Genomic DNA, 24,124 nt, shown 5'->3' on the forward strand with positions numbered 1-24,124 from the left:
GGCAGTGGGCATGATGGTGACCGCTCGGAAGCTGGTGGATGGGCCCGGCGAGGTGCGCTATGAGTTCGGCTTCGACAGGGATTTCAATCGTGTGCTGGTAATCGACAAGGAGACGTGGGAGGTGCGCGCGGAGGACGGCAACTTCGACGCCGCCGCCGGAGCAATCTCCTCGAAGATCAAAAAGGCGTGGCGCGAAAGCGGCGACTTCCCGCCCGGTGCTCTCTTCGCAAGCTGACCGCGCCGCGAATCGGGCTCACGTCTCATACCGGATTACCATCGGTCGATGCGGCAATTCCGTCGTGTGGATGGCCGTAGGTGCGGCCGTTCTGGATCTATACGGGATTTTCGCGGGGGTAGACCATTCAGTTCGGGTCGCGTTGCTTTCCCTGACCGGCACCGATCAGGTTGCTGACAGGATCTCCTTGGCCCTCCGTGTCCGCCGTGTCGATCAGATCGCGGGACGCTCATACACGCTGACGCCCGACGAGATCACTTGCCCAACCCCAACACGGGCACGTGTCCGGTAGATCGAAATATAGACATCTTGACGAGGCGATGAACTTCTGAGTAGCGTCTCACTACGTTTCTGGAAAGTTTCCTAACTGTTTGGGGAGACGCCACATGAAGAGATCCCTCCGCCGCGCCCTGTGGGCCGGTGCGGCGGTCGCGCTCGCGGTCGCCGCCGTACCCGTCACCGCGGCCCTCGGCGCGGGCAGCGTGACCACCACCTTCGCCGCCGCGTCGGACTGGGGGACCGGCCACGAGGCGAAGGTGACCGTCACCAACGGCTCGGACGCCTCCGTGAGCACCTGGCGGATCGAGTTCGACCTGCCGGCCGGCACCACGATCAGCAGCTTCTGGGACGCCGACGTGACCAGCAGCGGCAACCACTACGTGGCGGTCAAGAAGAGCTGGGCCGGCGCGCTCGCCCCCGGCGCCTCGTTCAGCTGGGGCTACAACGCCACCGGCGGCTTCAAGGCCCCGGCGAACTGCACGGTCAACGGCGCCTCCTGCGGTGGCGGCACCCCGCCGCCGGCCACGACGCCGCCCACGACCAAGCCACCGACCACCCCGCCGACGACGCAGCCGCCGACCACCCCGCCCACGCAGCCCCCGACCACGCCCCCGCCGACCGGCGGCAAGAAGGTCGTCGGCTACTTCGCGGAGTGGGGCGTCTACGGGCGTAACTACCACGTCAAGAACATCCACACGAGCGGCTCGGCCGCGAAGCTGACCCACATCCTGTACGCCTTCGGCAACACCACCGGCGGCCGCTGCAGCATCGGCGACAGCTACGCCGACTACGACAAGGCGTACACGGCGGCGGACAGCGTCGACGGCGTCGCCGACACCTGGGATGCCGGTGCGCTGCGCGGCAGCTTCAACCAGCTCCGCAAGCTCAAGAAGATGTACCCGCACCTGAAGGTGATCTACTCCTTCGGCGGGTGGACCTGGTCCGGCGGCTTCACCCAGGCCGCGCAGAACCCGGCGGCGTTCGCCGACTCCTGCCACAGCCTCGTCGAGGACCCGCGCTGGGCCGATGTCTTCGACGGCATCGACATCGACTGGGAGTACCCCAACGCCTGCGGGCTGCAGTGCGACACCAGCGGACCCAACGCGTTCAAGAACGTGATCGGGGCGCTGCGGGCCAAGTTCGGCTCGTCCGCGCTGGTCACCGCCGCCATCACGGCGGATGGCAGCAACGGCGGCAAGATCGACGCCACCGACTACGCCGGTGCGGTCAACAACCTCAACTGGCTGATGCCGATGACGTACGACTACTTCGGCGCGTTCAACGCCCAGGGCCCGACGGCGCCGCACTCGCCGTTGACGTCGTACGCCGGGATCCCGCAGCAGGGCTTCAACTCCGACGCGGCCATCCAGAAGCTGAAGAGCAAGGGTGTGCCGGCGAGCAAGCTGCTGCTCGGCGTCGGCTTCTACGGTCGTGGCTGGACCGGGGTGACCCAGGCCGCACCGGGTGGCACGGCGACCGGCGCCGCGCCCGGCACGTACGAGGCGGGCATCGAGGACTACAAGGTCCTCAAGAACAGCTGCCCGGCCACCGGCACCATCGCCGGAACGGCGTACGCCAAGTGCGGCAGCAACTGGTGGAGCTACGACACCCCGAGCACCATCAACGGCAAGATGACGTACGCCAACAACCAGGGTCTGGGTGGCTCCTTCTTCTGGGAGCTCTCCGGCGACACGGCCAACGGCGAGCTCATCACGGCCGTGAAGAACGGCCTCGGCTGAGCCAACGCAGCCGCAGGCAGGGGCGGGGAGTCGGCGTTGCCGGCTCCCCGCCCCGCTGCGTATATCGGTGGCCCGGATCGACGCTCCTGGCTACCGTGATCGGCATGTTCGCCACGGTTGGATTCGCGCGCCCCGCAGGCACCTGCCTGCCCGGCGCCGTCGCCGTGTGCGTGGGACGGCTGGATAACGGCGCGCGAGGCTGACCCTCCTCCCGGACCAGCAGAACCCACGGAGGAGGGTGGCCCGGATTCCCGGCGCCACCTGATCGTGGTGTCCGGACGCGCGGTTCTGGCGCGGTCGACTCAGGGGTGGCGCCCCGGCCGCGTACGTCGTCCGCCAACCGTCTCTCCTTTGAGGACGCATCATGGCCAAGAGCCAGTTCGTACGGAGCAAGCCGCACCTCAACATCGGCACGATGGGGCACGTCGACCACGGCAAGACGACCCTGACCGCCGCGATCACCAAGGTCCTCGCCGACCGCGACCCGGCCGCCAACCGGTTCGTCGCGTTCGACGGCATCGACCGGGCGCCGGAGGAGGTCGCCCGCGGCATCACCATCACCATCGCCCACGTCGAGTACGAGACCGCGACGCGGCACTACGCGCACGTGGACATGCCCGGCCATGCCGACTACGTGAAAAACATGATCACGGGGGCGGCGCAGGTGGACGCCGCGATCCTGGTCGTCTCCGCGCTCGACGGGGCGATGCCGCAGACCCGGGAGCACGTGCTGCTCGCCCGGCGCATCGGCGTACCCCATCTGGTCGTGGCGATGAACAAGGCCGACGCCGTGGACGACCCGGACCTGCTCGACCTGGTCGAGCTGGAGGTGCGCGAACTGCTCACCGGGTACGGCTTCCCCGGTGACGAGGTGCCGGTGGTCCGGGTGTCGGCGTTGCGGGCGCTGGAGGGCGACCCGCGGTGGGTGGGCTCGGTCGTCGAGCTGCTCGACGCGGTCGACCGCCACGTCCCGCTACCGCCGCGGCAGCTCGACGGGCCGTTCCTGATGCCGATCGAGAACGTGCTCACCATCTCCGGGCGCGGGACCGTGGTCACCGGCGCGATCGAGCGGGGCACGCTGCGCGTCGGTGACCCGGTGGAGGTCGTCGGGCTCGGTCCGACGCTGTCCACGGTGGCGACCGGGCTGGAGACCTTCGGGCGGTCGCTGCCGGTGGCCGAAGCGGGGGACAACGCCGCGGTGCTGCTGCGCGGGGTCCGCCGCGAGCAGGTGCAGCGGGGCCAGGTGGTGGCGCTGCCGGGCACCGTACGGCCGCACCGCCGGTTCGCGGCGCGACTCTCGGCGCTGACCGCGGCCGAGGGCGGGCGGCGCACGCCGTTCGCCGCCAACTACCGGCCCCAGTTCTACTTCCGCACCACGGATGTGGTGGGGGCGGTCGAGCTGGGACCGCTCAGCCAGGTGGCGCCCGGCGACACAGTGTCGATCACCGTCGAGCTCGGCCGGCCGGTCGCGATGGACGTCGGGCTCGGCTTCGCGGTCCGCGAAGGCGGTCGTACGGTCGCCGCCGGCACGGTGACCGAGTTGCTGGACTGAGATGTGCGGAAGGGCTCCTTCTCCCATGAAGGGGTCCTTCCGTGCGGATGGGGTTCACCGGTGCGTAACGATCTATGTGTGAGACTCGGTCGACCGGTGCGGTCCGTACCGGTCACAGACGGAGAGGAGCGACATGCGAATGCGTACCCTGCCTGCCGTCACCCTGATCGGCTCGCTCGCGGTGCTGCCGCTCGGCCTCGCGGCGTGCGGCTCGGACGACGGCAACGCCAACGCCAGCGGGGGTAGCTGGGAAAGCCCGAAGGTCAGCGACGGCAACTCGGAAAGCCCGAAGGCCGTCAGCGACGGTGCCGCCGAGTCCCGCCAGGTCGTGCAGACCTATCTCGAGGCGATGACCGACAAGGACGTCGCCAAGGGGCGCGCACAACTGTGCGAGCCGCTGCGGGCCGCGTTCGACAAGACCGCAACTTCCCCGAACGGCGACTTCAGCGCCGCGTTCACCGTCGACCAGGCGAAGGTCACCGGCGCGCGCGTCGTCGCCGGTAAGCACGAGGTGACCACCTCGGCGCGCGTGGTCGCCAAGAGCCGGAAGGTGCCGGTCAATATCGTGTTTACCGTCACCAACGCGGACGGCTGGTGCATCGCCAACGAGAAGCTCGGCGGCACCCCGACGCCCACGCCTGCCGCCTCCTGAGCGCGGATCCGCCGTACCACGCCGTTCGCGGCCCCCCGACCGCCGCTGACCAGCCAAGGTCCCACGCACCGGAACGCCGCCCCTCGCCGGCCGGCCACCCCGGCGGTCGCCGTACGCTTTTGGACATGCGCCATGAGTGGCATCAGTTGAGCTACCCCGCAGTGGGCACCCCCGGCCTCCAGACCAGCCGGCCGACCGTCGACTCCGCCGAGGACGAGGCCCTCGGTCTGGACCGCTGGCGCACCATGCCGCGCGCCCAGACCCCGCCCTGGCCGGACCAGAACGCGGTCACCGAGGTGTGCAAGGTCCTCGACAACGTGCCGTCGATCGTCGCCCCCTACGAGGTCGACCACCTGCGTGAACGGCTGGCGCTGGTCTGCGAGGGCAAGGCGTTCCTGCTGCAGGGCGGCGACTGCGCCGAGACCTTCGTCGACAACACCGAGAGCCACCTGCTGGCCAACGCCCGCACCCTGCTCCAGATGGCGATCGTGCTGACCTACGGCGCCTCGCTGCCGGTGGTCAAGGTGGCCCGGGTCGCCGGGCAGTACACCAAGCCCCGTTCGTCGGCGACCGACGCGCTCGGCCTGCCGGCCTACCGCGGCGACCTGATCAACTCGCTGGAGACGACGCCGGAGGCGCGCGTCGCCGACCCGCAGCGCATGATCCGGGCGTACGCCAACTCGGCCGCCGCGATGAACATGCTCCGCGCCTACCTCTCCGGCGGCCTCGCCGACCTGCACGCCGTGCACGACTGGAACAAGGGCTTCGTCAAGAACTCTCCGGCGGGGGAGCGCTACGAGGCGATCGCCCGGGAGATCGACCGGGCGCTGGCGTTCATCCGCGCGTGCGGGATGACGGACGAGGACGCGCTGCGCACCGTCACCCTCTACTGCTCGCACGAGGCGCTCGCCCTGGAGTACGACCGGGCGCTGACCCGCGTGTCGGACCGCAAGGCGTACGGCCTCTCCGGCCACTTCCTCTGGATCGGCGAGCGCACCCGGCAACTCGACGGGGCGCACATCGACTACATCTCCCGGATCGCCAACCCGATCGGGGTCAAGCTCGGCCCGACCACCACGCCGGAACAGGCGCTGGAGCTGTGCGAGAAGCTCAACCCCGACAACATTCCGGGGCGGCTCACGCTGATCAGCCGGATGGGCAACCACAAGGTCCGCGACGCCCTGCCGCCGATCGTGGAGAAGGTCACCGCCGCCGGCGCCAAGGTGGTGTGGCAGTGCGACCCGATGCACGGCAACACCCACGAGTCGTCCAACGGCTACAAGACCCGTCACTTCGACCGCATCGTCGACGAGGTGCTCGGCTACTTCGAGGTGCACCGCGGCCTGGAGACCCACCCCGGCGGGCTGCACGTCGAGTTGACCGGCGAGGACGTCACGGAGTGCCTCGGCGGCGCCCAGGCGATCGAGGACGTTCACCTCCCCGACCGCTACGAGACGGCCTGCGACCCGCGCCTCAACACCCAGCAGTCCCTCGAACTGGCCTTCCTCGTGGCGGAGATGCTCCGTGGTTGATCTCCGCTCGGACACCGTGACCAAGCCGACCCCCGCGATGCGGGCCGCGATGGCGCAGGCCGAGGTCGGCGACGACGTCTACGGCGAGGACCCGACCGTCGCGGTGCTCGAAGCCGAGGTCGCCGCGCTCTTCGGGCACGAGGCGGCGCTCTTCGCCCCCACCGGGTCGATGGCCAACCAGATCGCCCTGCAACTGCTCGTGTCGCCGGCCGACGAACTGCTCTGCGACGCCGACGCGCACGTGGTGACGTACGAGATCGGGGCCGCCGCCGCGTACGGCGGAATCTCCTCGCGGACCTGGCCCGCGGTCGGCGCCGAGATCGACCCCGAGGTGGTCGCCGGCATGATCCGGCCGGACGGCTACTTCGCCGTCCCGACCCGGGCGATCGCCGTCGAGCAGACCCACAACCGGGGCGGTGGCGGCGTCATCCCGCTGCCGACCCTGCGTGAGCTGCGCGGCGTGGCCGACGACGCCGGGGTGGCGCTGCACTGCGACGGCGCCCGGATCTGGCACGCCCACGTGGCGGACGGCGTGCCGCTGCGCGACTACGGCACGCTCTTCGACACCCTGTCGGTCTGCCTCTCCAAGGGGCTGGGCGCGCCGGTCGGCTCGCTCGTCGTCGGCAGCGCCGAGAAGATCGAGCGGGCGCGGTGGATCCGCAAGCGGATGGGCGGCGGCATGCGCCAGGTCGGCATCCTCGCCGCCGGTGGCCTGCACGCGCTCCGGCACCACATCGAGCGGCTCGCCGACGACCACGCCCGGGCGTCGCGGCTCGCCGAGGCGCTCGCGCCGTTCGGCGTCGTCGACGCGGCGCGGGTCCGCACCAACATCGTGCCGCTCGACCTGACCAAGTCGGCGCTGGACGCCCCGGCGCTCGGCGCGGCGGCCCGCGCCGAAGGCGTGTTCGTGTCGGTGCTCGGCCCGCGTACCGCGCGACTCGTCACCCACCTGGATCTCGACGACGCCGGTGTGGACCGGGCGACCGAGGTCCTCACCACCATCTTCCGCCGCTGACCCACCCGCCGCCCCGCCCGGCGGGCCTGCCGCGTCGATCAAGGACGTATTCACACGCTTTGATCTTCATTCGTGTGTATATACCCTTGATCGACGGGTAATTCCTTGATCGACGGGGTGGGGAGCGCGGGTCGGCGCGGATCGACGGGAATGCGTCGGCGACCGGGCGATCGGGGACGACCGATCGGCTCCGGAGACTGAACCATCGGTCAGGGGCGTCGGTGAGCGTGCTCGATACGCTGACGCAGATGGAAGCCGACCCGGTCACCCGCGCTGACTTCTACCGGTTGATTCCGATCGGACGCCCCGAGCCGATCGCCCCGCCGACGCGCGTCTGGACCGCCGCACAGTGGGGACGGATCCGACGCGGCGTCAACGCCGAGTTGCTCGACGAGCCGTGGCTGGCGCTGGTCGAAGGGGACCGGCTCTCCCTGCACCGCAGCTGGAGCGGCTACGGGATCTACTACGCCGACTTCGCCCCCTGCGGTGGCGGCCACCGCATCCACTCCGCCTGGGTCGAGGGCGACCGCGAGCGCTACCGACGCGGCACCGACCGCCACGAGGCCGTACTGCTGGAAACCGTGATCCGGGTGGTCATCCTGACCCCCGACGCCGACGCGCTCCGGCGGCAGGTGCTGGCCGCGATGGGCATCGAGGAGCCGGATCCGCGATCGGAGGCACCCGCGCCGACCTGTTGACCCGGAAACCGACTCGCGGCCGCGGGCCGCGCGACTCAGGGGCGGAGCCGCTTGAGGGTGGCGATGTCGGCGGCGTGGCCCTCGTGCCCCTCGGTGGGGGTCTCAACCACGATCGGGACACCGGCGGTGGCCGGATGCGTCATCAACTCGGCGAACGCGGGCTCGCCGATGTTGCCCTTGCCGATCGTCTCGTGCCGGTCTCGCGTCGACCCGCACAGATCGCGCGAGTCGTTGGCGTGCACCAGCCACAGCCGGTCGGCGCCGACCGCCGCGACGAGCGCGTCGAGCGTACGGGTCATGCCTCCCTCGCTGGCCAGGTCATGGCCGGCCGCCCACGCGTGGCAGGTGTCGAAGCACACGCCGAGGCGCGGGTGCCGGTCCACCGCCGCCAGGTAGGGCTCGAGCTGCTCGACCCGCGCGGCCAACGACCGCCCGCCACCGGCGCTCGGCTCCACCAGCAGGGCCGGACCGCCGGCCGCCTCCGCGGCGTCGAGTACGGGCAGCAGTGCCTCGCGGAGCTGTGCCATCGCCTTGTCGGCGTGGCCGGCGTCGACCGCGCTGCCGGCGTGGAAGACCACGCCGCGGGCGCCGATCGCCGCGCCCCGGTGCAGCGCGTGGGTCAGCGTGGCGACCGACTTCTCGACCGTGGCCTCGGTCGGCGAGCCGAGATTGACCAGCAGCGACGCGTGGATGTAGACCGGGATGTCCCGCTCTTCGCATCCCGCCCGGAAGGCGGCGTCCTGAGCGGGGTTACCCATGGGCAGCGCCCAGCCGCGGGAGTTGGAGACGTAGACCTGCACCACCTCGGACTCCGCCGCGTCGGCGTAGGGGAGGGCCGCTTTGGCGAGGCCGCCAGAGGTGGGCGTGTGCGAACCCACGGGTCGGTTGAGGGACATGTCAGAGGCATCCGATCGCGATCTGGGTGCCGGGCGGTACCTGGGTGTTCTCGCCCGGGACCTGGTAGCGCACGGTCCCGTTCGGGTTGAAGTCCACCCGAACCTGCAGTTGCTGGCTTTCCAGGATCTGCTTCGCCTGCGCGCACGGCATGTCTATCACGCGCGGGACCGGAATCGTCGGTGGACCCTTGCTGACCTGCAGTGTGATCTGCGCGCCCTGCTCCGCCCCGGAACCGTCCGGCGGGTCCTGGCCGAGGACCAGGTCCTTGGTCTTCTCGGAGGGGACGTACACCTCCACCGCCGCCAGCCCGAGCTGCTGCAGCGCGGCGCGCGCGTCGGTGATGCTCTTGCCGACAACGTTGGGCACCGTGATCGGCGCCTTGCCCTTGCTGACCGTGACGGTGACCTTGTCGCCCGGCTTGACCTGCGTGCCGACCGGGGGATCGATGGCCACCACCATGCCGGCGGGCAGGTTGTTGTCGAACTTGTCCGGGCCCTTCGACACCACCAGCCGGGCCTTCTCCAGGTCGGCCTGGGCCAGGTCGAGCGTCTTGCCGAGCACGTCCGGCACCTGGTAGCGCTCCGGCCCCATGGAAAGGATGAGCGTGATCTTGCCGCCCTTGACGATGCGGTCGCCCGACGCCGGCTGCTGACCCAGCACGACGTCCTTCGGGATCTTCTCGTTGTAGCGCTGCTCGCCGTACGCGATGGTGAAGCCGCCCCGCGCGGCCTGCGCCGCGGCCGCGGCCTTGGGCATGTTGACCAGCTCCGGCGCGACGGTGTAGCGCCCGAAGCCCAGCCACCACCCGCCGGAGACGGCCAGCAGGACGATCGCCACGAGCGCGGCGGTGACCGCCTTCCGCCCCCGCTTGTCGGCCAGGATCTGCCGCCACGCCAGCCGAAGACGCGCGATCGCGCCCTCCGACGCCGCCGCGTCCTCCGCGCGACGCCGGCGCGGCTGGGGCTTCTCCTTCTGGTCGGGAAGCCGGGCCCACGCGGGGCGCTCGGCGGGGCGCACCGTCGACACCACGACGGTCGGCTGCGCCACCTGGCGCAGGACCGCGGTGTTGGCGCTGGCGTTGCCGAGATCGTCCCGGACGACCTGCACCTCGGCCAGGAGCGCGCCGGCATCGGTGGGGCGCGCGCCCGGGTCACGCCGGGTGGCCCGCGCGACGAGGTCGTCGAGGACCGGGGGGAGCCCCGCGACCAACTTCGACGGGGGCGGCACGTCCCGGTCGACGTGCTGCCAGGCGACCTCGGCCGGCTTGTCCCCGTCGTACGGGACCCGTCCGGTGAGCATCTCGAAGAGCACGATGCCGGCGGAGTAGACGTCGGTGCGCGGGTCGGCGCGGCCACTGGTGACCAGCTCCGGCGCGACGTACGCGACCGTCGCCATCAGCGGCCCGGTCGAGTCCTCGTCGGCGCTGGCCTCGACCGCCCGGGCGAGCCCGAAGTCGGCGACCTTCACGACGCTGTCGATCAGGTTGCCGGCGCCTCCGCTCGGCGCCTCCGCGACGAGCACGTTCTCCGGCTTGACGTCGCGGTGCACCAGACCCGCCCGGTGGGAGGCGGCGATCGCGGCGAGCATCTGCTCGAGGATCGCGAGCGCCTCGCCCGGGTTGAGTCGCCGCCGCTCGCTCAGGACGTCGCGCAGCGTGCGGCCGCGCACGTACTCCATGACGAGGTACGGCAGGCCGGCGTGCGTGCCCTGGTCGTAGACCGCCACCACATTGGGGTGGGTCAGCCGGGCGATCGTTTTCGCCTCGTCGGTGAAGCGCTCCAGGAAACCGGGGAGGCTCGCCCGCGCGTCCTCGGCCTGTGCCGGGTGAATGATCTTCAAAGCGACGGTGCGTTCGAGCCGCTCATCGATGGCTGTGTAGACGGTAGCCATGCCACCACGAGCCACGCGACCGCGAATGCGGTAGCGCCCGTCGATCAGCGAGCCCAGCAGCGTGTCGGCGACCTGTGTGTCCATCGGCAGGCAGTCTATGTGTCGGAAGGGTGACGGCAGAACAGGATGCCACAGCGGCAGGGGAAGAGGAACCCGCCGGCCCGGTACGCAGCCACACGGACCGGGACAATTATCCCGAAAATCGGGGGCGGATGTGTCGTCAGCCGCCCGTCGGCGGCGGCAAGGAGGGCTCCACCGTCGGCGTGCCGGGGGAACTCGGCGACGGCGACGGGGTCACCGACGCCGACGGACTGACGCTGGACCGGCTCGGCGACGGCGACTGGCGGAGCGGCGGCGACGACCTGCTCGGGTTCGGCTCGCCGCTGCGGCGGGGCGACGGACTCCGCGACGGCGTCGCCCGACGCGGCGGAGCCGGCGAATCGTTGACGGCCGGATGGAGCGTCGGGTCGGGCGTCAGGACCACATCCTGCGTGACCGGTCGGTCCGGCCGGACCAGCACGGGCGCCTGCTCGGCCGGTGCGCCCTCATCGGAGATGAGCGCGCCCAGACCGATGACCACCCCGAAGTACGTTCCGATGGCGCCGACCACCGCCAGCATCCCGATTCCGGACATGGCGAGCAGACGCCGCGGCTTACGTCCTTCCGCCCAGTCGGCGCTTCCGTACGGGTGGCGTGTGGCCGTCGGCCGCCGCGCCAGGTCGTACCGCAGCGAGCGCCACGCGCCCGCCAGTTCTCGGCGTACGCCCTGCCAGGTGCTCACGTGGGTTCCTTTCGACGGCGACCAAGGCGGACGGGTCACCGCACGAACGGGCGTGTCCGGTCAGGTCCGGCTGCCGGAACACGCGATGGGATCAGGGGGCATGTGGATCCGGCCAGGTGGACCGGGGGTACGTGGACCGGGGCAATTGGAACGTGTCGGCGGTGCCGGTGGTACGCGACGGCGGCGACATGGCAGTGTGATCGGGTGACCGATTCCCTACCTGCCGGGACGCCGGCCGACACCTCGCAGCCCGCTCCGCTGGAGCCGACCGAGTGGTTGACCCTGCCCGACGTCGCCGAGCGGCTCGACGTGTCGATCAGCAAGGTGCACCAGATGATCCGGGACCGGGAGTTGCTCGCGGTGCGCCGCGACGCGGTGCGACGGGTCCCGGCTGAGCTGGTGGCGAACCACACCGTGCTCAAGCACCTCCCCGGCATCCTCACGTTGCTGCACGATGCTGGGTACAACGACGAAGAGGCGTTGCGGTGGCTCTATCTGCCCGACGACACCCTTCCGGGGACCCACGCGGCGGCGCTCGGCGGCGACCGCGCGCGTGAGGTGAAACGCCGCGCGCAGGCGCTCGGGTTCTGAGCCGGGGGTGCGGCACTTCTCCTACCTTGCCGTCCTCGTCGGATGTCTGGCCGCCGCATTGTGGTTGGAGCCGGCGCTGCGCGTCAACGTCCTGCGCCGCTGGCGTCGGCTGCTGCTGACGTTGCTCCCGGTCGTCGTCGTCTTCGTCCTCTGGGATCTCGCCGCCATCGCCGCCGGACACTGGACGTTCGACCCGGAGCAGATCACCGGGGTGCTGCTCCCCGGTGGCCTGCCCCTGGACGAGATGCTCTTCTTCGTCGTCGTGCCGATCTGTGCCGTACTCGGCTTCGAGGCGGTCCGGGCGGTCCTCGCTCCGGCGGGGAGCACGGACCCGCGCTGGCGGGTGGGCGACGAGCCCGGCGCTGACGGCCGAGAGGCGCGATGACGTACACCACTGCCGTGCTGCTCGGCGTGGCCGGCGCGCTCGTCGTGGACCTCGCCGTGCTCCGCACCCGCCTGGTGCGGCGCGCCGTGTTCTGGGCCACCTACCCGATCATCTTCTTCTTCCAGTTGCTCTCCAACGGCATCCTCACCGGCCGCGACATCGTCCGGTACGACCCGGCCGCCATCGTCGGCGTACGCCTGGTCCACGCCCCCGTGGAAGACCTGCTGTTCGGGTTCGCGCTGATCCTGCTCACGCTGTCGGTCTGGGTGTGGCTGGGCCGGCGGGGCGTGCAGCCCTTACCCGCCGCGGGTGAGGGCAGCCGGCTGCTGCGGCGGCTGCGCCGCGATCGCTAGCCGCGCCGGCGGCCCGACGGACCGGTCGCCGGCCACGTGCGGTGGACATCACGCGTCGCCGCCCGCCTCCGTCACGCTCGCCAAGAGCTCCACCGGACGGGCCCCGGTCGGATCGTCCGCCCGGCGGCTTGCCTCCGCCGGGCCGGGGCAGCAGACTGCGCAGGCACGTCCAGCGCCGGGGGGCCGAAACGGGACGTGCGTCGGGGGAGGGGCGTAGTGGTGAGGCGAGGGGGAGTCGGTGCACGGGTTCCGGCAGGTGCCGCGGTGATGCGGCACGATGGGTCGGCCGGCAGCCGATCGTCGAACCGCGGCCGGTTCGACCGCCCGTCCGGCCCGGCCACGACCCCCCGGCTCGACGCGGTGTTGAGCGGAGCCAGAAATCCGGGCGTCTACCGCTGGCTGTCCCGGGCGCACCCCGAACCCGTACGTCGGGAGCTCTCCGCCGCCGGCTGGACCAGCCATCTGCTCGACGGCCGTGCCCTGACCGGAGCGACGGAGGTGTTGGAGCGGTACGCCGAGGAGCTTGCGTTCCCCGCGTGGTTCCGGCACACCTGGGACGGCTTCGCCGACTGCCTGGCCGACCTCTCCTGGGTCCCGGGGCGGGGACATCTGCTGCTGTGGGACCGCTACGGCGTGCTCGCCCGCACCGATCCGAAGGCGTGGACGCTGGCCTACCAGACGTTCGCGACGACGGCCGAGGCCCGGCGCGCGGCCGGCCTGCCCCCGCTCTATCTGCTGCTGCGCGGGGCCGGCCCGGTCAACGACCCCGAGGGCGTGCCGATCCCCGTGCTGTGACGCCGCCCCTGGGCGGGCTGCCGCCGCGTCACGCCCAGGGCCTGCGGCGGCTGTCGCTGTGCCGTCTAGTCCGTCCGTCGGGTCGCCGCGGCGGCCAGTTCGACGAGTACCTGGCGCGACTCACCGTCCAACTCCACGCCGGCGAGGGCGGCGAGCGCCCCCTCGGTCAGCTCGTCGATCCGCCGCTCGGTGCGGGCCAGCGCCCCGCTCGCCGTGATGATCTCGCGGAGCTGGCCGACCCCGGCGGCATCCAGTCGTGGATCGCCGAGCCGGCGCTCCAGCGTCGCCCGGCCGGCCTCGTCCGTCGCGTCGAACGCCGCCGCCACCAGGTAGGTGCGTTTCCCCTCCCGCAGGTCGTCGCCGGCGGGCTTGCCGGTCTGCGCCGGGTCACCGAATACCCCGAGAACGTCGTCGCGCAGCTGGAAGGCCTCGCCGAGCGGCAGCCCGTACGCCGAGTAGGCGGCCGTCACCTCGGCCGGCGCGGCGGCGAGCGCGGCGCCGAGCAGCAGCGGACGCTCGACGGTGTATTTGGCCGACTTGTAGCGCGCCACCTTGCTCGCCCGGTCGACCGATGTGTCACCGGTGGCCTGGGTGAGCACGTCGAGGTACTGCCCGACGGTCACCTCGGTGCGCATCTCGTCGAAGACCGGGCGGGCGCGGGCCAGCGTCTCCGGCTCGAGGCCGCTGCTGTGCAGCAGTTCGTCGGACCAGACCAGGCAGAGGTCGCCGAGAAGGATCGCCGCGGAGTCCCCGAAGCTGTCGGCGTCACCGCGCCAGCCGGCGGCCTGGTGCTGGGCGCTGAACCGCCGGTGGATGGCGGGCTCGCCGCGCCGCGTGTCGGAGCGGTCCATCAGGTCGTCGTGGATCAGCGCGCTCGCCTGCACCAGCTCCAACGCGGCCAGGGTCGCCACGACCTGGTCGGTGTCGACCCCGCCCGCCCCGCGATATCCCCAGTAGGCGAAGGCCGGGCGGAGCCGCTTGCCGCGCAGCACGAACGCTTCCAGCGCCTCGGCCACCGGCAGCAGGGCGTCATCGACGCCGTGCAGCCAGCGCCGCCGCTCGGCCAGGAAGTCGGCGAGCGCCTTGTCGATGCGTTGACGCAGGCCGGCGCGGTCAACCGGAGCGACGGGGGTACGTTCGGTCACGCCATGACGCTAGTCGGTCGATGCGCGGGGCGCCGGTCCCCACCCTCCCGCCCCGTCGACGGGGCTGGTCGCGGGGCATGCGGGCAGCGTTCCGGCCGGTTCCGGAAGGTAGGGTCGGGCGGCCGCGACGAGCGCCGCGTGCCGCCACGCGGCCGGCCGGTCCCGGACCGGTGCGAGCCGCCGGTTCACTCCGTCGATCAGCGCCACCGCCCGCGCCGAGCCGGCGCGCACGGCGTCCAGCAGCGCCACCTCCGCGACCCGGCAGGCCTGGTCCGCCTCGCCGAGATCGAGATACGTGCGGGCCAGCCACGCGCCGTAGAGCGCCCGTGACCGCGGCGGACCGCCCCGGGCGACGGCGGCGGCGAGCAGCGGCTCGGCCCGCAGCGGACGGCCGAGCGCCGCGAGGCACCGCCCGGTCATCGCGCGGAGTTCGCCGTCGTCGAGCCAGTACAGCCAGGCCGGGTCCGCCTGCCGCGCCGCGCGGTCCGCCGCCCGTTCCGCGGCGACCAGCGCGCGGGCCGCCTCGCCCGGCTGCCGGCAGGAGGCGGCCGCGAAGGCCACGCGGTGCAGCAGGAGCGCCCGGGTGCGCGGGGACGCGGCGCGGCGGGCGCCGGCGTACGCGGTGCGGGCCAGCAGCAACCCCTCGCGCGGGCGCCCCTGCGCGACGAGGAGATGGCTCGCCGAGCCGAGCGCGTGCCCCGCCAGCGGGCGGTCGGCGGCGCCGGACGCGGCGGCGACGGACCGCCGGTACGCCGACAGCGCCGCCACCGGGTCGCCGGCGTCGGCGGAGATCCATCCGGCCAGCTGGGCGAACTCGGCGACCAGCCCGAGCATGCGACGGCGTCGCGGTGGGGTGCCGGCCGCCAGCCGCGCGCGGACCAGGGGAAGAAGGTCCAGACCGCCGACCGTGTCGTCCATCCGGCGCAGGGTCGCCAGTTCGGCCGCGACGGCGTCCGTGGGGGGAACCCCGCGTCGACCACGGCACGGTCGCGCCCCGTTCCGGTCGGTCCTCGGGTACGCGCCGCCGTCCGGGTACGCCCCGCCGTCGTCCGGATACGCCCCGCCGGTCAGGTACGCGCCGTCGTCCGGGTCGGCCGTGTCCCGGGTGGCGGCGCTGGTCGGGTCGGCGAGCCAGGCATGGGCGACACGGACCAGATCGGTGCGGGCGCGCCGGAAAGCGGTCTCGGGGCTGCCGGCGGCGGCCCGCTGCTCCAGTGCCCGCCGGGCGGCGGCCGTCAGCTCGCCGAGGGGCGCGGCCAGCACCCGCGCCAGCCAGCCGAGCCAGAAATCAGCCGGGATCCGCTCCTGCCGCTCCCAGCGCGAAACCTCGTGGCGGCTCACCGTCGGTACGCCGGACGCCCCGCACAGCCGTTCGGCGAGGCGCGCCTGGCTCCACCCGCGGGCCAGCCGCAGCTGGACCAGGAGCGCGCCGAGCGGCGGCGGGAACGCGTCGAAGGGGCCGGGGATGGGCGGTGTCACGTCGTCCTCCGAAGGTCGTCGGTGATGCCCCCGACGCGGCGCGTCCCGGCGGTCCGGCACGACGCCCCCGCGTCGCCTGTGCCGGCCCGTCACTGTGCGCTGGCCCCCGGGGGCCAGCACCTGGCCCCCACCCGCTGGCTCCTCCCTACCGGACCGGTACGACGCTTTGCTGGTCGCCGTCGCGCAACCCGTCGCGATCCCCGATGAGGGCCCAGGAGCGACCCATGGCAGAGCTGCCGTTCGATCCCGACAATCCACCCGACGAACCGCCCGAGCAGGTGCGGCAGCCGATGATGTGGCGGCTGGCCCTACGACTGCACCGCGACCACGAACGCGGCCGACCCGACGCGGCCGGATCCCCGTTCTGCCGTGCCTGCGGCGACCCCTGGCCCTGCCGACCCCGACGGATCGCCCGGCGCGGGCTCGTCGCCGCCCTGCGTGACCCGCGCGCCCCACGGGGCGCCACGTCCCACTCCGACTGGTACCGCCGCCCCGACCCCGACCGGCCCGGACCGTACTGAGGCCGTCGCGGAGTGCCCGAGCGTCGAGTGCCGTGGCGTCGAGTGCCCGGGCGTCGAGTGCCGTCGCGTCGAGTGCCCGGGCGTCGAGTGCCGTGGCGCTCGTCACGGCGGCGCCACGGGCTGGGACGAACCGGATGACGGGCACGTCGGCCGGTAGAGTCGCGGAATGGCGCTCGGTCTCCCATCAGTCCTCCCCGGCTCACAGCCGTCGATCGGGGACCTCATCCGTGACGGGCGCCCGACGTTCTCGTTCGAGTTCTTCCCGCCGAAGACCGATGAGGGCGAGCGCCTGCTGTGGCAGGCGATCCGCGAGCTGGAGTCGCTGCGGCCGTCGTTCGTGTCGATCACCTACGGCGCCGGCGGTTCCACCCGCGACACCACCGTCTCGGTCACCGAGCGCATCGCCACCGAGACGACGCTGCTGCCGATGGCGCACCTGACCGCCGTCGACCACTCCGTCGCCGAGCTGCGCAACGTGATCGGCCGGGTCGCCGGGGCCGGGGTGCGCAACGTGCTCGTTCTGCGCGGCGACCCGCCCGGCAACCCGATGGGCGACTGGGTGCGTCACCCCGAAGGGGTGCTCTACGCCGAGGATCTGGTCCGGCTGGTGAAGGAGTCGGGTGACTTCAGCATCGGGGTGGCCGCCTTCCCGTACAAGCACCCGCGTTCGCCCGACGTGGCCACCGACACCGCGCACTTCGTCCGCAAGTGCCGCGCCGGCGCCGACTTCGCGATCACCCAGATGTTCTTCGACGCCGACGACTACCTGCGGTTGCGCGACCGGGTGGCGGAGACGGGCTGCGACACGCCGATCGTCGCCGGCGTCATGCCGGTGACCCGGATGGCCACCATCGAGCGGTCGCGGCAGCTCTCCGGCGCGCCGTTCCCCGCCGCGCTGGCCGCCCAGTTCGAGCGCGTCGCGGACGACCCGGAGGCCGTGCGCCGGCTCGGCGTCGAACAATGCAGCGAGATGTGTCGCCGGCTGCTCGACGAAGGGGTGCCCGGCATCCACTTCATCACCCTCAACCGCTCCACCGCCACGCGTGAGGTGTGGCAGAACCTCGAGGCCGGCGCGCGGGTGTGAGACCGCCACCTCGCCCCCCACTGCGCGGTTGATCCGTGGTGAGCACCCGGCTGAACTGGGACGAATACGCGACCACCTGGGCGCGGTTGCACGGCGGGTTCGACCCGCGCCTGGCCACACCTGTGGTGAGCGGCTGGTTGCGCATGGCGTACGCGGTGGGCACCGTGCTCGCCCGACTGCGCGTGAAGCCGACCGCGGTCACCGTGTTCGGGCTGCTGCTCTGCCTGGCCGTGCCGCTGAGCGTGACCCGACCCCCGTACGGGATCTTCCTCGGCGCGTCGCTCGTCGTGCTGTCGGCGGTCGCCGACAGCGTTGACGGCGCCGTCGCGGTGACCACGGGGCAGGCCAGCCGTCTGGGCTACGTCTACGACTCGCTCGCCGACCGGCTCGGCGAGGCCGCATGGCTCGCGGCGTTCTGGTTGATCGGGGCACCGGGTCCGCTGGTCGTGGCCGGTGGGGTGCTGTGCTGGTTGCACGAGTATGTGCGTGCCCGCGCGGCGGCGGCGGGAATGCGGGAGATCGGTGCGGTGACGGTCGGGGAGCGCCCGACCCGGGTCTCCGTCGCCCTGGTCGGGTTCCTGGTCGCGGGGGCGGGCGCGATCATCCAGCCGGATCTGGCCGCGGGGATCGTCACCCTGGTGGCCGTGGTCTGGGTGCTGCTGAGCATCTTCGGCCTGGTCCAACTGCTGGCCGCCGTCCGCGCCGCTCTGGGCTGACCGCCGCGCCCCGAACCCCGAACCCCGCACGCCCCGCCGCCCTGCGTCCGGCCTCTCCCCGTCGATCAAGGACTTTCCCGTCGATCAAGGACGTATTCACCCGATCGGAGATCCATCCATGCGAATACGTCCTTGATCGACGGGGCAGTGGCCGCCGGGGGGGGAGGGGTCAGGCGGGGCCGATTTCGGCGGCGACGATCTGGGCGGAGAGGGTGACCATCGGTAGGCCGCCGCCCGGATGGGTGGCGCCGCCGACGAGGAAGAGTCCGCGCACCGGACCGCGGTTCGCGGGGCGCAGCAGCCCGCCGGCGGTGCCGTAGATCGCTCCGCCCGGTGTGCCGGTGGCCGTGTCGAGGTCGGCGGGCGTGCGGATTTCCCGGAACAGCAGCCGATCGCGGACGTCGACGCCGCGCGCCGCGAGCACGTCGAGGATCCGGTCGGCGTACGCCTCGGCGAGCCCCGGCCGGCGCCAGTCCACCGCCGACGTCGCCCGGCCGTGCCGGGCGGCGTTGACCAGGACGAACCACGCCTCGTGCCCGTCCGGGCGGACCGCCGGATCGTCGGCGACCGTCACGAACACGGTCGGGTCGGCGGCCGGGCGGGCCGCGACACCGCGCCCCGGATCGCCGAAGACCGCGTCGAACTCGGCGTCGTAATCATCGGGGAAGAAGACGGTGTGATGGGCCAGCCCGGGGGTTCGGCCGCGTACCCCGAGCAGCAGCACGAAGCCGGCGAGGCTCCGGTCGGTGAGCCCGGCCAGCCGGGTCGGGGTGGGCAGCAGGTCCCGGTAGACGGTGAGCGCGTCCACATTGGCCACGACCACGTCGGCGCGGACCCGGGCGCCGGCGGCGAGGCGTACGCCGTGCACCCGACCGCCGGCGGCGTCGATGGCGGTGACGGGTGTGCCGGTCCGCACCTGCACGCCGAGTTCCCGGCAGCGGGCCAGCAGCGCGTCGGCGAGCGTGCCGAGGCCGCCCCGCAGGTAGTAGCCGCCGAAGGCCAGTTCGGCGTAGGGGACGGCGACCAGCGCGGCCGGCGCGCGGCGCGGGTCGGCGCCGGTGTAGGTGGCGTAGCGGTCCAGCAGCATCCGCAGCCGCGGATCCCGCAGATGCCGTCGGCCGAGCCCGCGCAGCGTCTGCCCCGGGGCGATGGCGGCCAGGTCACCGAAGCGCCAGCCGAGGCGGACCAGGGAGAGGGGCGAATCGACGGGGGCGCGCAGGATGTCCCGCCACGAGGCGTGCCAGACCCGCTCGGCGCGCCGCCACAACCGCTGCCAGTCCTCGGCGGCCTCGGCGCCGAGGACCGCGCCGATCCGGGCCGCGAAGGTGGCCGGATCGGCGCACGAGTCCAGCACCGACCGGTCGGGGAAGACGTGCCGCACGATCGGGTCGAGCGGCACGGGTTCCAGCGGCGCGGGGGCGGGGCCGGTCGCCGCGAACAGGTCGGCGAAGACCTGCGGCAGCGTCAACAGGCTCGGCCCGGTGTCGAAGTGGAACGGACCGGCGGGCGTCTCCCGGACGAACCGACCGAGCTTGCCGCCGACCGTCTCGGCGCGTTCGTAGACGGTGACCCGGTGCCCGGTGGCGGCCAGCCGGGCGGCGGTCGCGAGCCCGCCGACCCCGGCGCCGACCACGACGACGTGGCTCACGGCGTCACCACGGGACGGCCGCGCCAGGACAGCCGCCGCCGACGTCGCAGGTGGTGGGAGCGCGCGACCAGCCAGCCGAAGAGCGCGACCGAGACCGGGTGGGCGAGCGCGTCCGGCCAGGCGCGTCCGCCGGTCGCCCGCGCGCTGACCGCGCGGCCGACGACCCCGAGCAGGTACGCCGACAGTCCGGCCGCCGCCATCCCGACCTCGCCGGCGAGCGCCGCGCCGATCGCGAGCAGCGGCGGCACGACGTACAGCGCGAGGAGCAGCAGCACGCCGGCCGTGGCGCCGGCCGGTGAGCCGAATGACGCCCAGAGCGATTTGGTGTAGCCGGCGGAGAGCTCGCGCCAGGACGTGTACATCCGGCAGGTGGCCAGCGTGGAGCCGTCGGCCAGGGCGATCCGGCCGCCGCCGCGCTTGACCGCCCGGGCCAGCTCGATGTCCTCCAGGATCCGGTCGCGCACCGCGGCATGACCGCCGGCCCGCTGGTAGCCGGACCGGTCCAGCACGAGGAACTGGCCGCCGGCGGCGGCCAGCGACGGCCGCGGTGAGCGTTCCATCGCGCGCAGCGGCAGGAACGTCAGCCACGACCACTGCAGCAACGGCTGCACGAGCCGCTCGCCGGGTGAGCCGGCCACGATCCTCGGGTACGGGGAGAGCAGCTCAACCCCGGCCGCGCGGAGAGTGGCCACGGCCGTGGCGACGGCGTGCGGGGCGAGCACCACGTCGGCGTCGACGAAGACCAGGGCGGTGCTGGCCGGATCGGCGGCCGCGGCGAGCTGGTGGCAGGCGTGCGGCTTGCCCAGCCAGCCCGGCGGCGGGGTGGCGCCGGTGAGCAGCCGCAGCCGCGGGTCGTCGCCGCCGATCGCGTGCACCAGTTCGGCGGTGGCGTCGGTGGAGCCGTCATCGAGGACGAGAAGCTCCATCCGGGACAGCCCTTCCTGAGCCAGCAGCGAGCGCAGGCACGGAGCGAGCCGGTCGGCCTCGTCGCGCAGCGGCAGCAGCACGGTGACCGGCTCATCCACTGTGGATGGCGTAGCCGACGGTCGACGCAGCCAGCGGCCGGCGTTGACGGCGGTATGCGCGGTGAGCGCGGCGACGGCCGCGGTGAGCAGCCAGCTCACACCGGCACGGCCCGGCGTCGCGGGCGGGCGAGCGTGACGGCCAGTGGCAGGGCGACCAGCGCCATGGCCAGCCCGCCCCAGACCGCCGAGGCGGGCAGGTCGAGGAAGACGGCGTGCGCCAGCACGCTCGAGGCGTACGTCCAGAGGTAGAGGGCGTACATCGGCTGATCCGCGTCGGCGGGCCGCGGGGCGGCTCCGCCGACCAGCCCGAGCAGCCCCATCATCGCCACCGCGACGACCAGCCAGCCGAGGTAGTTGCCGACCGGGATGCCGGGTACGCCGGGCAGCGCCGGGGTCGGGTCGTGCCACGTCCAGTAGCCCGCCGAGACCATCTGCGGATCGAGGAACACGTCCCAGGTCGCCAGCCCCACCCCGGCCACGATGATCCGGGCGGCGGGCGAGCGGGTCAGGCGCAGCGCCGCGAGCCACCCCGGCCAGGCCATCCAGGTCCAGGCCAGGGGGATGACCAGCGGCACCCCGAGCAGCTTCGGGCCCAGACCGCCGGAGTAGTCGTAGTCGCCGAACGGCACGCCGGTGGCGACCCCGACCGCTTCGACGGCCAGGCCGCCCCCGGTGGTGACCAGCACGAGCGCGACGGCGGTGCGCGGGCCCCGGGTGAGCAGCGCGTGGGTCACCGACAGCAGATAGCCGAGCACCACGGTGACGACGGTGAGCCGGGCCCGGGCGGCGCCGCCGGTCAGTGGGTAGGCGATCTGCGCCAGCACCAGACAGGCCAGCATCGCCCAGGCGGTCGGCAGCGCCCGGGACGGTCGGCGGCGGATCATTGCCCGGGCGGCGGCAGCGGCAGGTCCCGTCCGAGGACCGCGAAGGGCCGCTCGTCGCCGGGGAAGCGGAAGTCGCGCAGGACGTCGACGAAGCCGTACCGCCGGTAGAGCCGCCAGGCCCGCGAGGTCTGCTCGTCGGTCTCGGGTGTGGAGAGCAGCGTCGTCGTGCCGGTCGCCATGGTCAGCAGCGCCCGCAGCTGCCGGTCGCCCAGCCCGTGCCCCTGCGCGGCGGGCCGTACGTGCAGCTCCACCACCTCGAAGCAGTCGGTCAGCCATCTCCGGCGGGTCGCCTCATCCAGCGGGCCGCGCACCTGGTCGTGCCACCACTGCCCCGCCGCGGAGGTGTATCCGTAGCCGAAGCCCGCGAGCTGTCCCTCGGTGGTCAGCGTCGCGACCGCCCGGAAACCGGGGCGACGCGCGTGGGTCGCGATGTAGCCCCGCCGCGACTCCAGCAGCTCGGCGCGGTAACCCATCGCCTCGCCGTAGACGGTGACCACGTCATCCAACCGCCGGACGAGATCATCCGGCTGCCACGGCACCAACCTCATGCGTGCCCGCTCCTCACGTTCGCCTCACCGTCGTCCCCCACCCAACCGAGCACTGCCCGGTCCCCGGCGACGTCACGCACCTCGAAGCGCGCGAACAGCTCCTCCGCGTACCACCGCTCCGTCGGCGTACGCGCGATCGCCGCCCGGTGCTCCGGGTGACGGTACGCGAACCGCACCAGGTCCGACGCGTTGCGCCACACGCTCACTGTGCCCTGCCATCCGATCGGGGCCTCGCCGACGCCGAACCGGGCGAGCAGTCCCGGCGCGCTCCGCAGCGCCGCCGCGACCGGCGGGACCGCGCGCCAGAACGTCGGCGCCCGCCGCGCCCGGAGCCGGGCCCGGGTCAACGCCAGCACCGGTCGGTCGCTCCGCCCGCCGTCCGGCTGACCGAAGGGTTCGATCCCCGACCACCGGCCACGGCTGGCCAGCGGGCGCAGGTCGAGACGCGCTCCGGCGGTGGCGATGCGCTGCCAGGCCCGGCCGACACCGGTGGCGTCGAAGCGCGCCGCGGCGGCCGGGTCGGCCCACACCACCAGCGCGGCCCACCGGGTCAGATCCGTGTCGGTCGGCCCGAAGCCGGTGCCGGTGCCCGTGCCGAGAAGCTTGCCGAAGCGGACTCCCGCGGTGCGGCGTAGCCGGCGCGGGTCGAGCGCCATCCGGGTCAGGGCACGGGGAAGCGCCCGGCGGGGCACCCGCCAGACGTGCAGGGTGACCAGCTCAGATACGTCGCTCACGCCACTGCGGTCGGCGTGCCGGCGGTGACTCGCAGCAGCTCCGGGTAGGTGGTGGCGAAGATCGACTGAGGTACGCCGCCGGCCGCCCAGATCTCGTCGTACCCGGCGAGAGCGGTGTCGACCAGGGTGCGCACCGGCTTGGGATGCCCGAGCGGGGCGACCCCGCCGATCGGCTGGCCGGTGTGCTCGCGGACGAACTCGGGGGTGGCCCGCCTGACGCCGGTCACGCCGAGGGTCGCGGCGACCCGTGCGGTGTCCACCCGGTGCGCGCCGGAGGTGAGCACCAGCAGCGGCTCGCCGTCCGCGTCGAAGATCAGCGAGTTGGCGATCTGCCCCACCTCGACGTCGAGCGCGGTCGCGGCCGCCGCCGCCGTGTGCACCGCCTCGGGCAGGAGCCGCACCCGGCACGCCTCGCCGGACCCGTCCCGCGCGCCGGCATTGTCCAGCGCGTCCTGCACCGCCTGCACATTCGGGTGTCGCTGCATAGTGCCTATCTTGCTCGTGGTGACCCCGGGTTGACCAGCGGGTTGCATCGGCGCGCCGCCCTCGCGCGCCCGCCGCGTGATCACGAATGATTCGTGGTGCCCTGACCCCACTGATCGTTCCGGATCATCGGGCCGCACCGGACAGTCGGACCCGCAGGGCGTCGCCTGCCCCGTCCAGCCGTTGCGCCGTAGCACCCCGGCGACCTGCGCCGCCACCGCGCACGCGCGGGTCGTCACGTCCGCCGCGCCGTACCGCAGCACGCTGAGCCCTTCGGCGACCCCGGCATTGTCCCGGTGCAGGTCGCGCCACCGTTGGTCCTCCGGATGCGCCGCGCGTCCGTCGACCTCGACGAGCGTGTCGTAGCTTGGGTAGCGCACGTCGTCGTACCACCGGCCACCCCGTCGTGCGCGCCGCCCCTGCCGCAGCCCGGCGGGCAGTCCGTGTGCGCGTTCCACGTCGT

The 24,124-nt window shown here is 73.0% G+C and carries 25 protein-coding genes; 14 read left to right on the forward strand and 11 right to left on the reverse strand.

Annotation, left to right across the window (positions count from 1 at the left end):
* Positions 1-10: 10 nt before the first annotated feature.
* The 7 genes from AB0J06_RS12535 to AB0J06_RS12565 all read left to right on the forward strand — a co-directional run bounded on the left by AB0J06_RS12535 (position 11) and on the right by AB0J06_RS12565 (position 7,702).
* Entirely contained in the window at positions 11-235 is a 225-nt protein-coding gene (locus AB0J06_RS12535; RefSeq protein WP_357427781.1) for a hypothetical protein, read from the forward strand.
* A gap of 386 nt (positions 236-621) precedes the next feature.
* Positions 622-2,253: a glycosyl hydrolase family 18 protein gene (locus AB0J06_RS12540; RefSeq protein WP_357427677.1), complete on the forward strand. Its 1,632-nt coding sequence runs from the start codon at positions 622-624 to the stop codon at positions 2,251-2,253.
* Positions 2,254-2,617: 364 nt separating this feature from the next.
* Positions 2,618-3,805 carry an elongation factor Tu gene (gene tuf, locus AB0J06_RS12545; RefSeq protein WP_357427679.1) on the forward strand — a complete coding sequence of 396 codons (1,188 nt, stop codon included), beginning with the start codon at positions 2,618-2,620 and terminating at the stop codon, positions 3,803-3,805.
* A gap of 139 nt (positions 3,806-3,944) precedes the next feature.
* Positions 3,945-4,457, forward strand: a complete 513-nt coding sequence (locus tag AB0J06_RS12550) for a hypothetical protein (protein WP_357427681.1) — start codon at positions 3,945-3,947, stop codon at positions 4,455-4,457.
* 125 nt (positions 4,458-4,582) lie between these two features.
* Positions 4,583-5,989, forward strand: a complete 1,407-nt coding sequence (locus tag AB0J06_RS12555) for a class II 3-deoxy-7-phosphoheptulonate synthase (RefSeq protein WP_357427683.1) — start codon at positions 4,583-4,585, stop codon at positions 5,987-5,989.
* Positions 5,982-7,004 carry a GntG family PLP-dependent aldolase gene (locus AB0J06_RS12560; RefSeq protein WP_357427685.1) on the forward strand — a complete coding sequence of 341 codons (1,023 nt, stop codon included), beginning with the start codon at positions 5,982-5,984 and terminating at the stop codon, positions 7,002-7,004. Before AB0J06_RS12555 ends, AB0J06_RS12560 begins: the two co-directional genes overlap by 8 nt.
* Positions 7,005-7,225: 221 nt before the next feature.
* Positions 7,226-7,702, forward strand: a complete 477-nt coding sequence (locus tag AB0J06_RS12565) for a hypothetical protein (protein WP_357427687.1) — start codon at positions 7,226-7,228, stop codon at positions 7,700-7,702.
* A gap of 35 nt (positions 7,703-7,737) precedes the next feature.
* Here AB0J06_RS12565 and AB0J06_RS12570 read toward each other — a convergent pair whose 3' ends face one another.
* From AB0J06_RS12570 to AB0J06_RS12580, 3 genes are all read right to left on the reverse strand, one after another.
* The gene (locus AB0J06_RS12570) at positions 7,738-8,598 is read right to left on the reverse strand and encodes a deoxyribonuclease IV (protein ID WP_357427689.1); all 861 of its coding nucleotides are present in this window, start codon (positions 8,596-8,598) and stop codon (positions 7,738-7,740) included.
* A 1-nt stretch (position 8,599) separates the two neighbouring features.
* Positions 8,600-10,573 (reverse strand): Stk1 family PASTA domain-containing Ser/Thr kinase, encoded by a 1,974-nt coding sequence (pknB, locus tag AB0J06_RS12575; RefSeq protein WP_357427691.1) that lies wholly within the window; start codon positions 10,571-10,573, stop codon positions 8,600-8,602.
* 136 nt (positions 10,574-10,709) lie between these two features.
* The gene (locus AB0J06_RS12580) at positions 10,710-11,270 is read right to left on the reverse strand and encodes a hypothetical protein (protein ID WP_357427693.1); all 561 of its coding nucleotides are present in this window, start codon (positions 11,268-11,270) and stop codon (positions 10,710-10,712) included.
* Between the two features lie 204 nt (positions 11,271-11,474).
* On the opposite strand from AB0J06_RS12580, the gene AB0J06_RS12585 reads away from it, so the two are divergent.
* From AB0J06_RS12585 to AB0J06_RS12600, 4 genes are all read left to right on the forward strand, one after another.
* A complete protein-coding gene (locus tag AB0J06_RS12585) occupies positions 11,475-11,861 on the forward strand; it encodes an Rv2175c family DNA-binding protein (protein ID WP_357427695.1) in 387 nt (128 codons plus the stop codon).
* Between the two features lie 7 nt (positions 11,862-11,868).
* The gene (locus tag AB0J06_RS12590) at positions 11,869-12,246 is read left to right on the forward strand and encodes a lycopene cyclase domain-containing protein (protein WP_357427697.1); all 378 of its coding nucleotides are present in this window, start codon (positions 11,869-11,871) and stop codon (positions 12,244-12,246) included.
* On the forward strand, positions 12,243-12,599 hold the full coding sequence (locus AB0J06_RS12595) for a lycopene cyclase domain-containing protein (RefSeq protein WP_357427698.1): 357 nt from the start codon (positions 12,243-12,245) through the stop codon (positions 12,597-12,599). The genes AB0J06_RS12590 and AB0J06_RS12595 overlap by 4 nt, the downstream gene beginning before the upstream one ends.
* Before the next feature lie 267 nt (positions 12,600-12,866).
* On the forward strand, positions 12,867-13,394 hold the full coding sequence (locus AB0J06_RS12600) for a barstar family protein (protein WP_357427783.1): 528 nt from the start codon (positions 12,867-12,869) through the stop codon (positions 13,392-13,394).
* A gap of 65 nt (positions 13,395-13,459) precedes the next feature.
* Here AB0J06_RS12600 and AB0J06_RS12605 read toward each other — a convergent pair whose 3' ends face one another.
* The gene (locus AB0J06_RS12605) at positions 13,460-14,539 is read right to left on the reverse strand and encodes a polyprenyl synthetase family protein (protein WP_357427700.1); all 1,080 of its coding nucleotides are present in this window, start codon (positions 14,537-14,539) and stop codon (positions 13,460-13,462) included.
* A gap of 9 nt (positions 14,540-14,548) precedes the next feature.
* Positions 14,549-16,018, reverse strand: coding sequence for a helix-turn-helix transcriptional regulator (locus tag AB0J06_RS12610; protein WP_357427702.1), 1,470 nt, complete (start codon positions 16,016-16,018; stop codon positions 14,549-14,551).
* Between the two features lie 224 nt (positions 16,019-16,242).
* Between AB0J06_RS12610 and AB0J06_RS12615 the strand changes: the two genes are divergently transcribed.
* The 3 genes from AB0J06_RS12615 (at position 16,243) to AB0J06_RS12625 (ending at position 18,339) form a co-directional block, all read left to right on the forward strand.
* Positions 16,243-16,539, forward strand: coding sequence for a hypothetical protein (locus AB0J06_RS12615; RefSeq protein ID WP_357427704.1), 297 nt, complete (start codon positions 16,243-16,245; stop codon positions 16,537-16,539).
* A 166-nt stretch (positions 16,540-16,705) separates the two neighbouring features.
* Positions 16,706-17,623, forward strand: a complete 918-nt coding sequence (metF, locus tag AB0J06_RS12620; protein WP_357427706.1) for a methylenetetrahydrofolate reductase [NAD(P)H] — start codon at positions 16,706-16,708, stop codon at positions 17,621-17,623.
* A 35-nt stretch (positions 17,624-17,658) separates the two neighbouring features.
* Positions 17,659-18,339 (forward strand): CDP-alcohol phosphatidyltransferase family protein, encoded by a 681-nt coding sequence (locus AB0J06_RS12625; protein WP_357427708.1) that lies wholly within the window; start codon positions 17,659-17,661, stop codon positions 18,337-18,339.
* Between the two features lie 169 nt (positions 18,340-18,508).
* Here AB0J06_RS12625 and crtI read toward each other — a convergent pair whose 3' ends face one another.
* Genes crtI through AB0J06_RS12655 form a run of 6 tightly spaced genes read right to left on the reverse strand, consistent with a single transcriptional unit; the run spans position 18,509 to position 23,663 of the window.
* Positions 18,509-19,987 (reverse strand): phytoene desaturase family protein, encoded by a 1,479-nt coding sequence (gene crtI / locus AB0J06_RS12630; RefSeq protein WP_357427710.1) that lies wholly within the window; start codon positions 19,985-19,987, stop codon positions 18,509-18,511.
* Positions 19,984-21,111, reverse strand: a complete 1,128-nt coding sequence (locus tag AB0J06_RS12635) for a glycosyltransferase (RefSeq protein ID WP_357427712.1) — start codon at positions 21,109-21,111, stop codon at positions 19,984-19,986. The genes crtI and AB0J06_RS12635 overlap by 4 nt, the downstream gene beginning before the upstream one ends.
* Positions 21,108-21,896 carry a carotenoid biosynthesis protein gene (locus AB0J06_RS12640; protein WP_357427714.1) on the reverse strand — a complete coding sequence of 263 codons (789 nt, stop codon included), beginning with the start codon at positions 21,894-21,896 and terminating at the stop codon, positions 21,108-21,110. Before AB0J06_RS12640 ends, AB0J06_RS12635 begins: the two co-directional genes overlap by 4 nt.
* Positions 21,893-22,444 (reverse strand): GNAT family N-acetyltransferase, encoded by a 552-nt coding sequence (locus AB0J06_RS12645; protein ID WP_357427716.1) that lies wholly within the window; start codon positions 22,442-22,444, stop codon positions 21,893-21,895. Before AB0J06_RS12645 ends, AB0J06_RS12640 begins: the two co-directional genes overlap by 4 nt.
* Entirely contained in the window at positions 22,441-23,178 is a 738-nt protein-coding gene (locus AB0J06_RS12650) for a monooxygenase (RefSeq protein WP_357427718.1), read from the reverse strand. The genes AB0J06_RS12645 and AB0J06_RS12650 overlap by 4 nt, the downstream gene beginning before the upstream one ends.
* Complete coding sequence (locus AB0J06_RS12655; RefSeq protein WP_357427785.1) at positions 23,175-23,663, reverse strand: YbaK/EbsC family protein; 489 nt, start codon at positions 23,661-23,663, stop codon at positions 23,175-23,177. The genes AB0J06_RS12650 and AB0J06_RS12655 overlap by 4 nt, the downstream gene beginning before the upstream one ends.
* Positions 23,664-24,124: the final 461 nt, after the last annotated feature.

It is taken from the genome of Micromonospora sp. NPDC049679, from assembly GCF_040659735.1.
In the GTDB taxonomy this organism is placed as follows: domain Bacteria; phylum Actinomycetota; class Actinomycetes; order Mycobacteriales; family Micromonosporaceae; genus Micromonospora_I.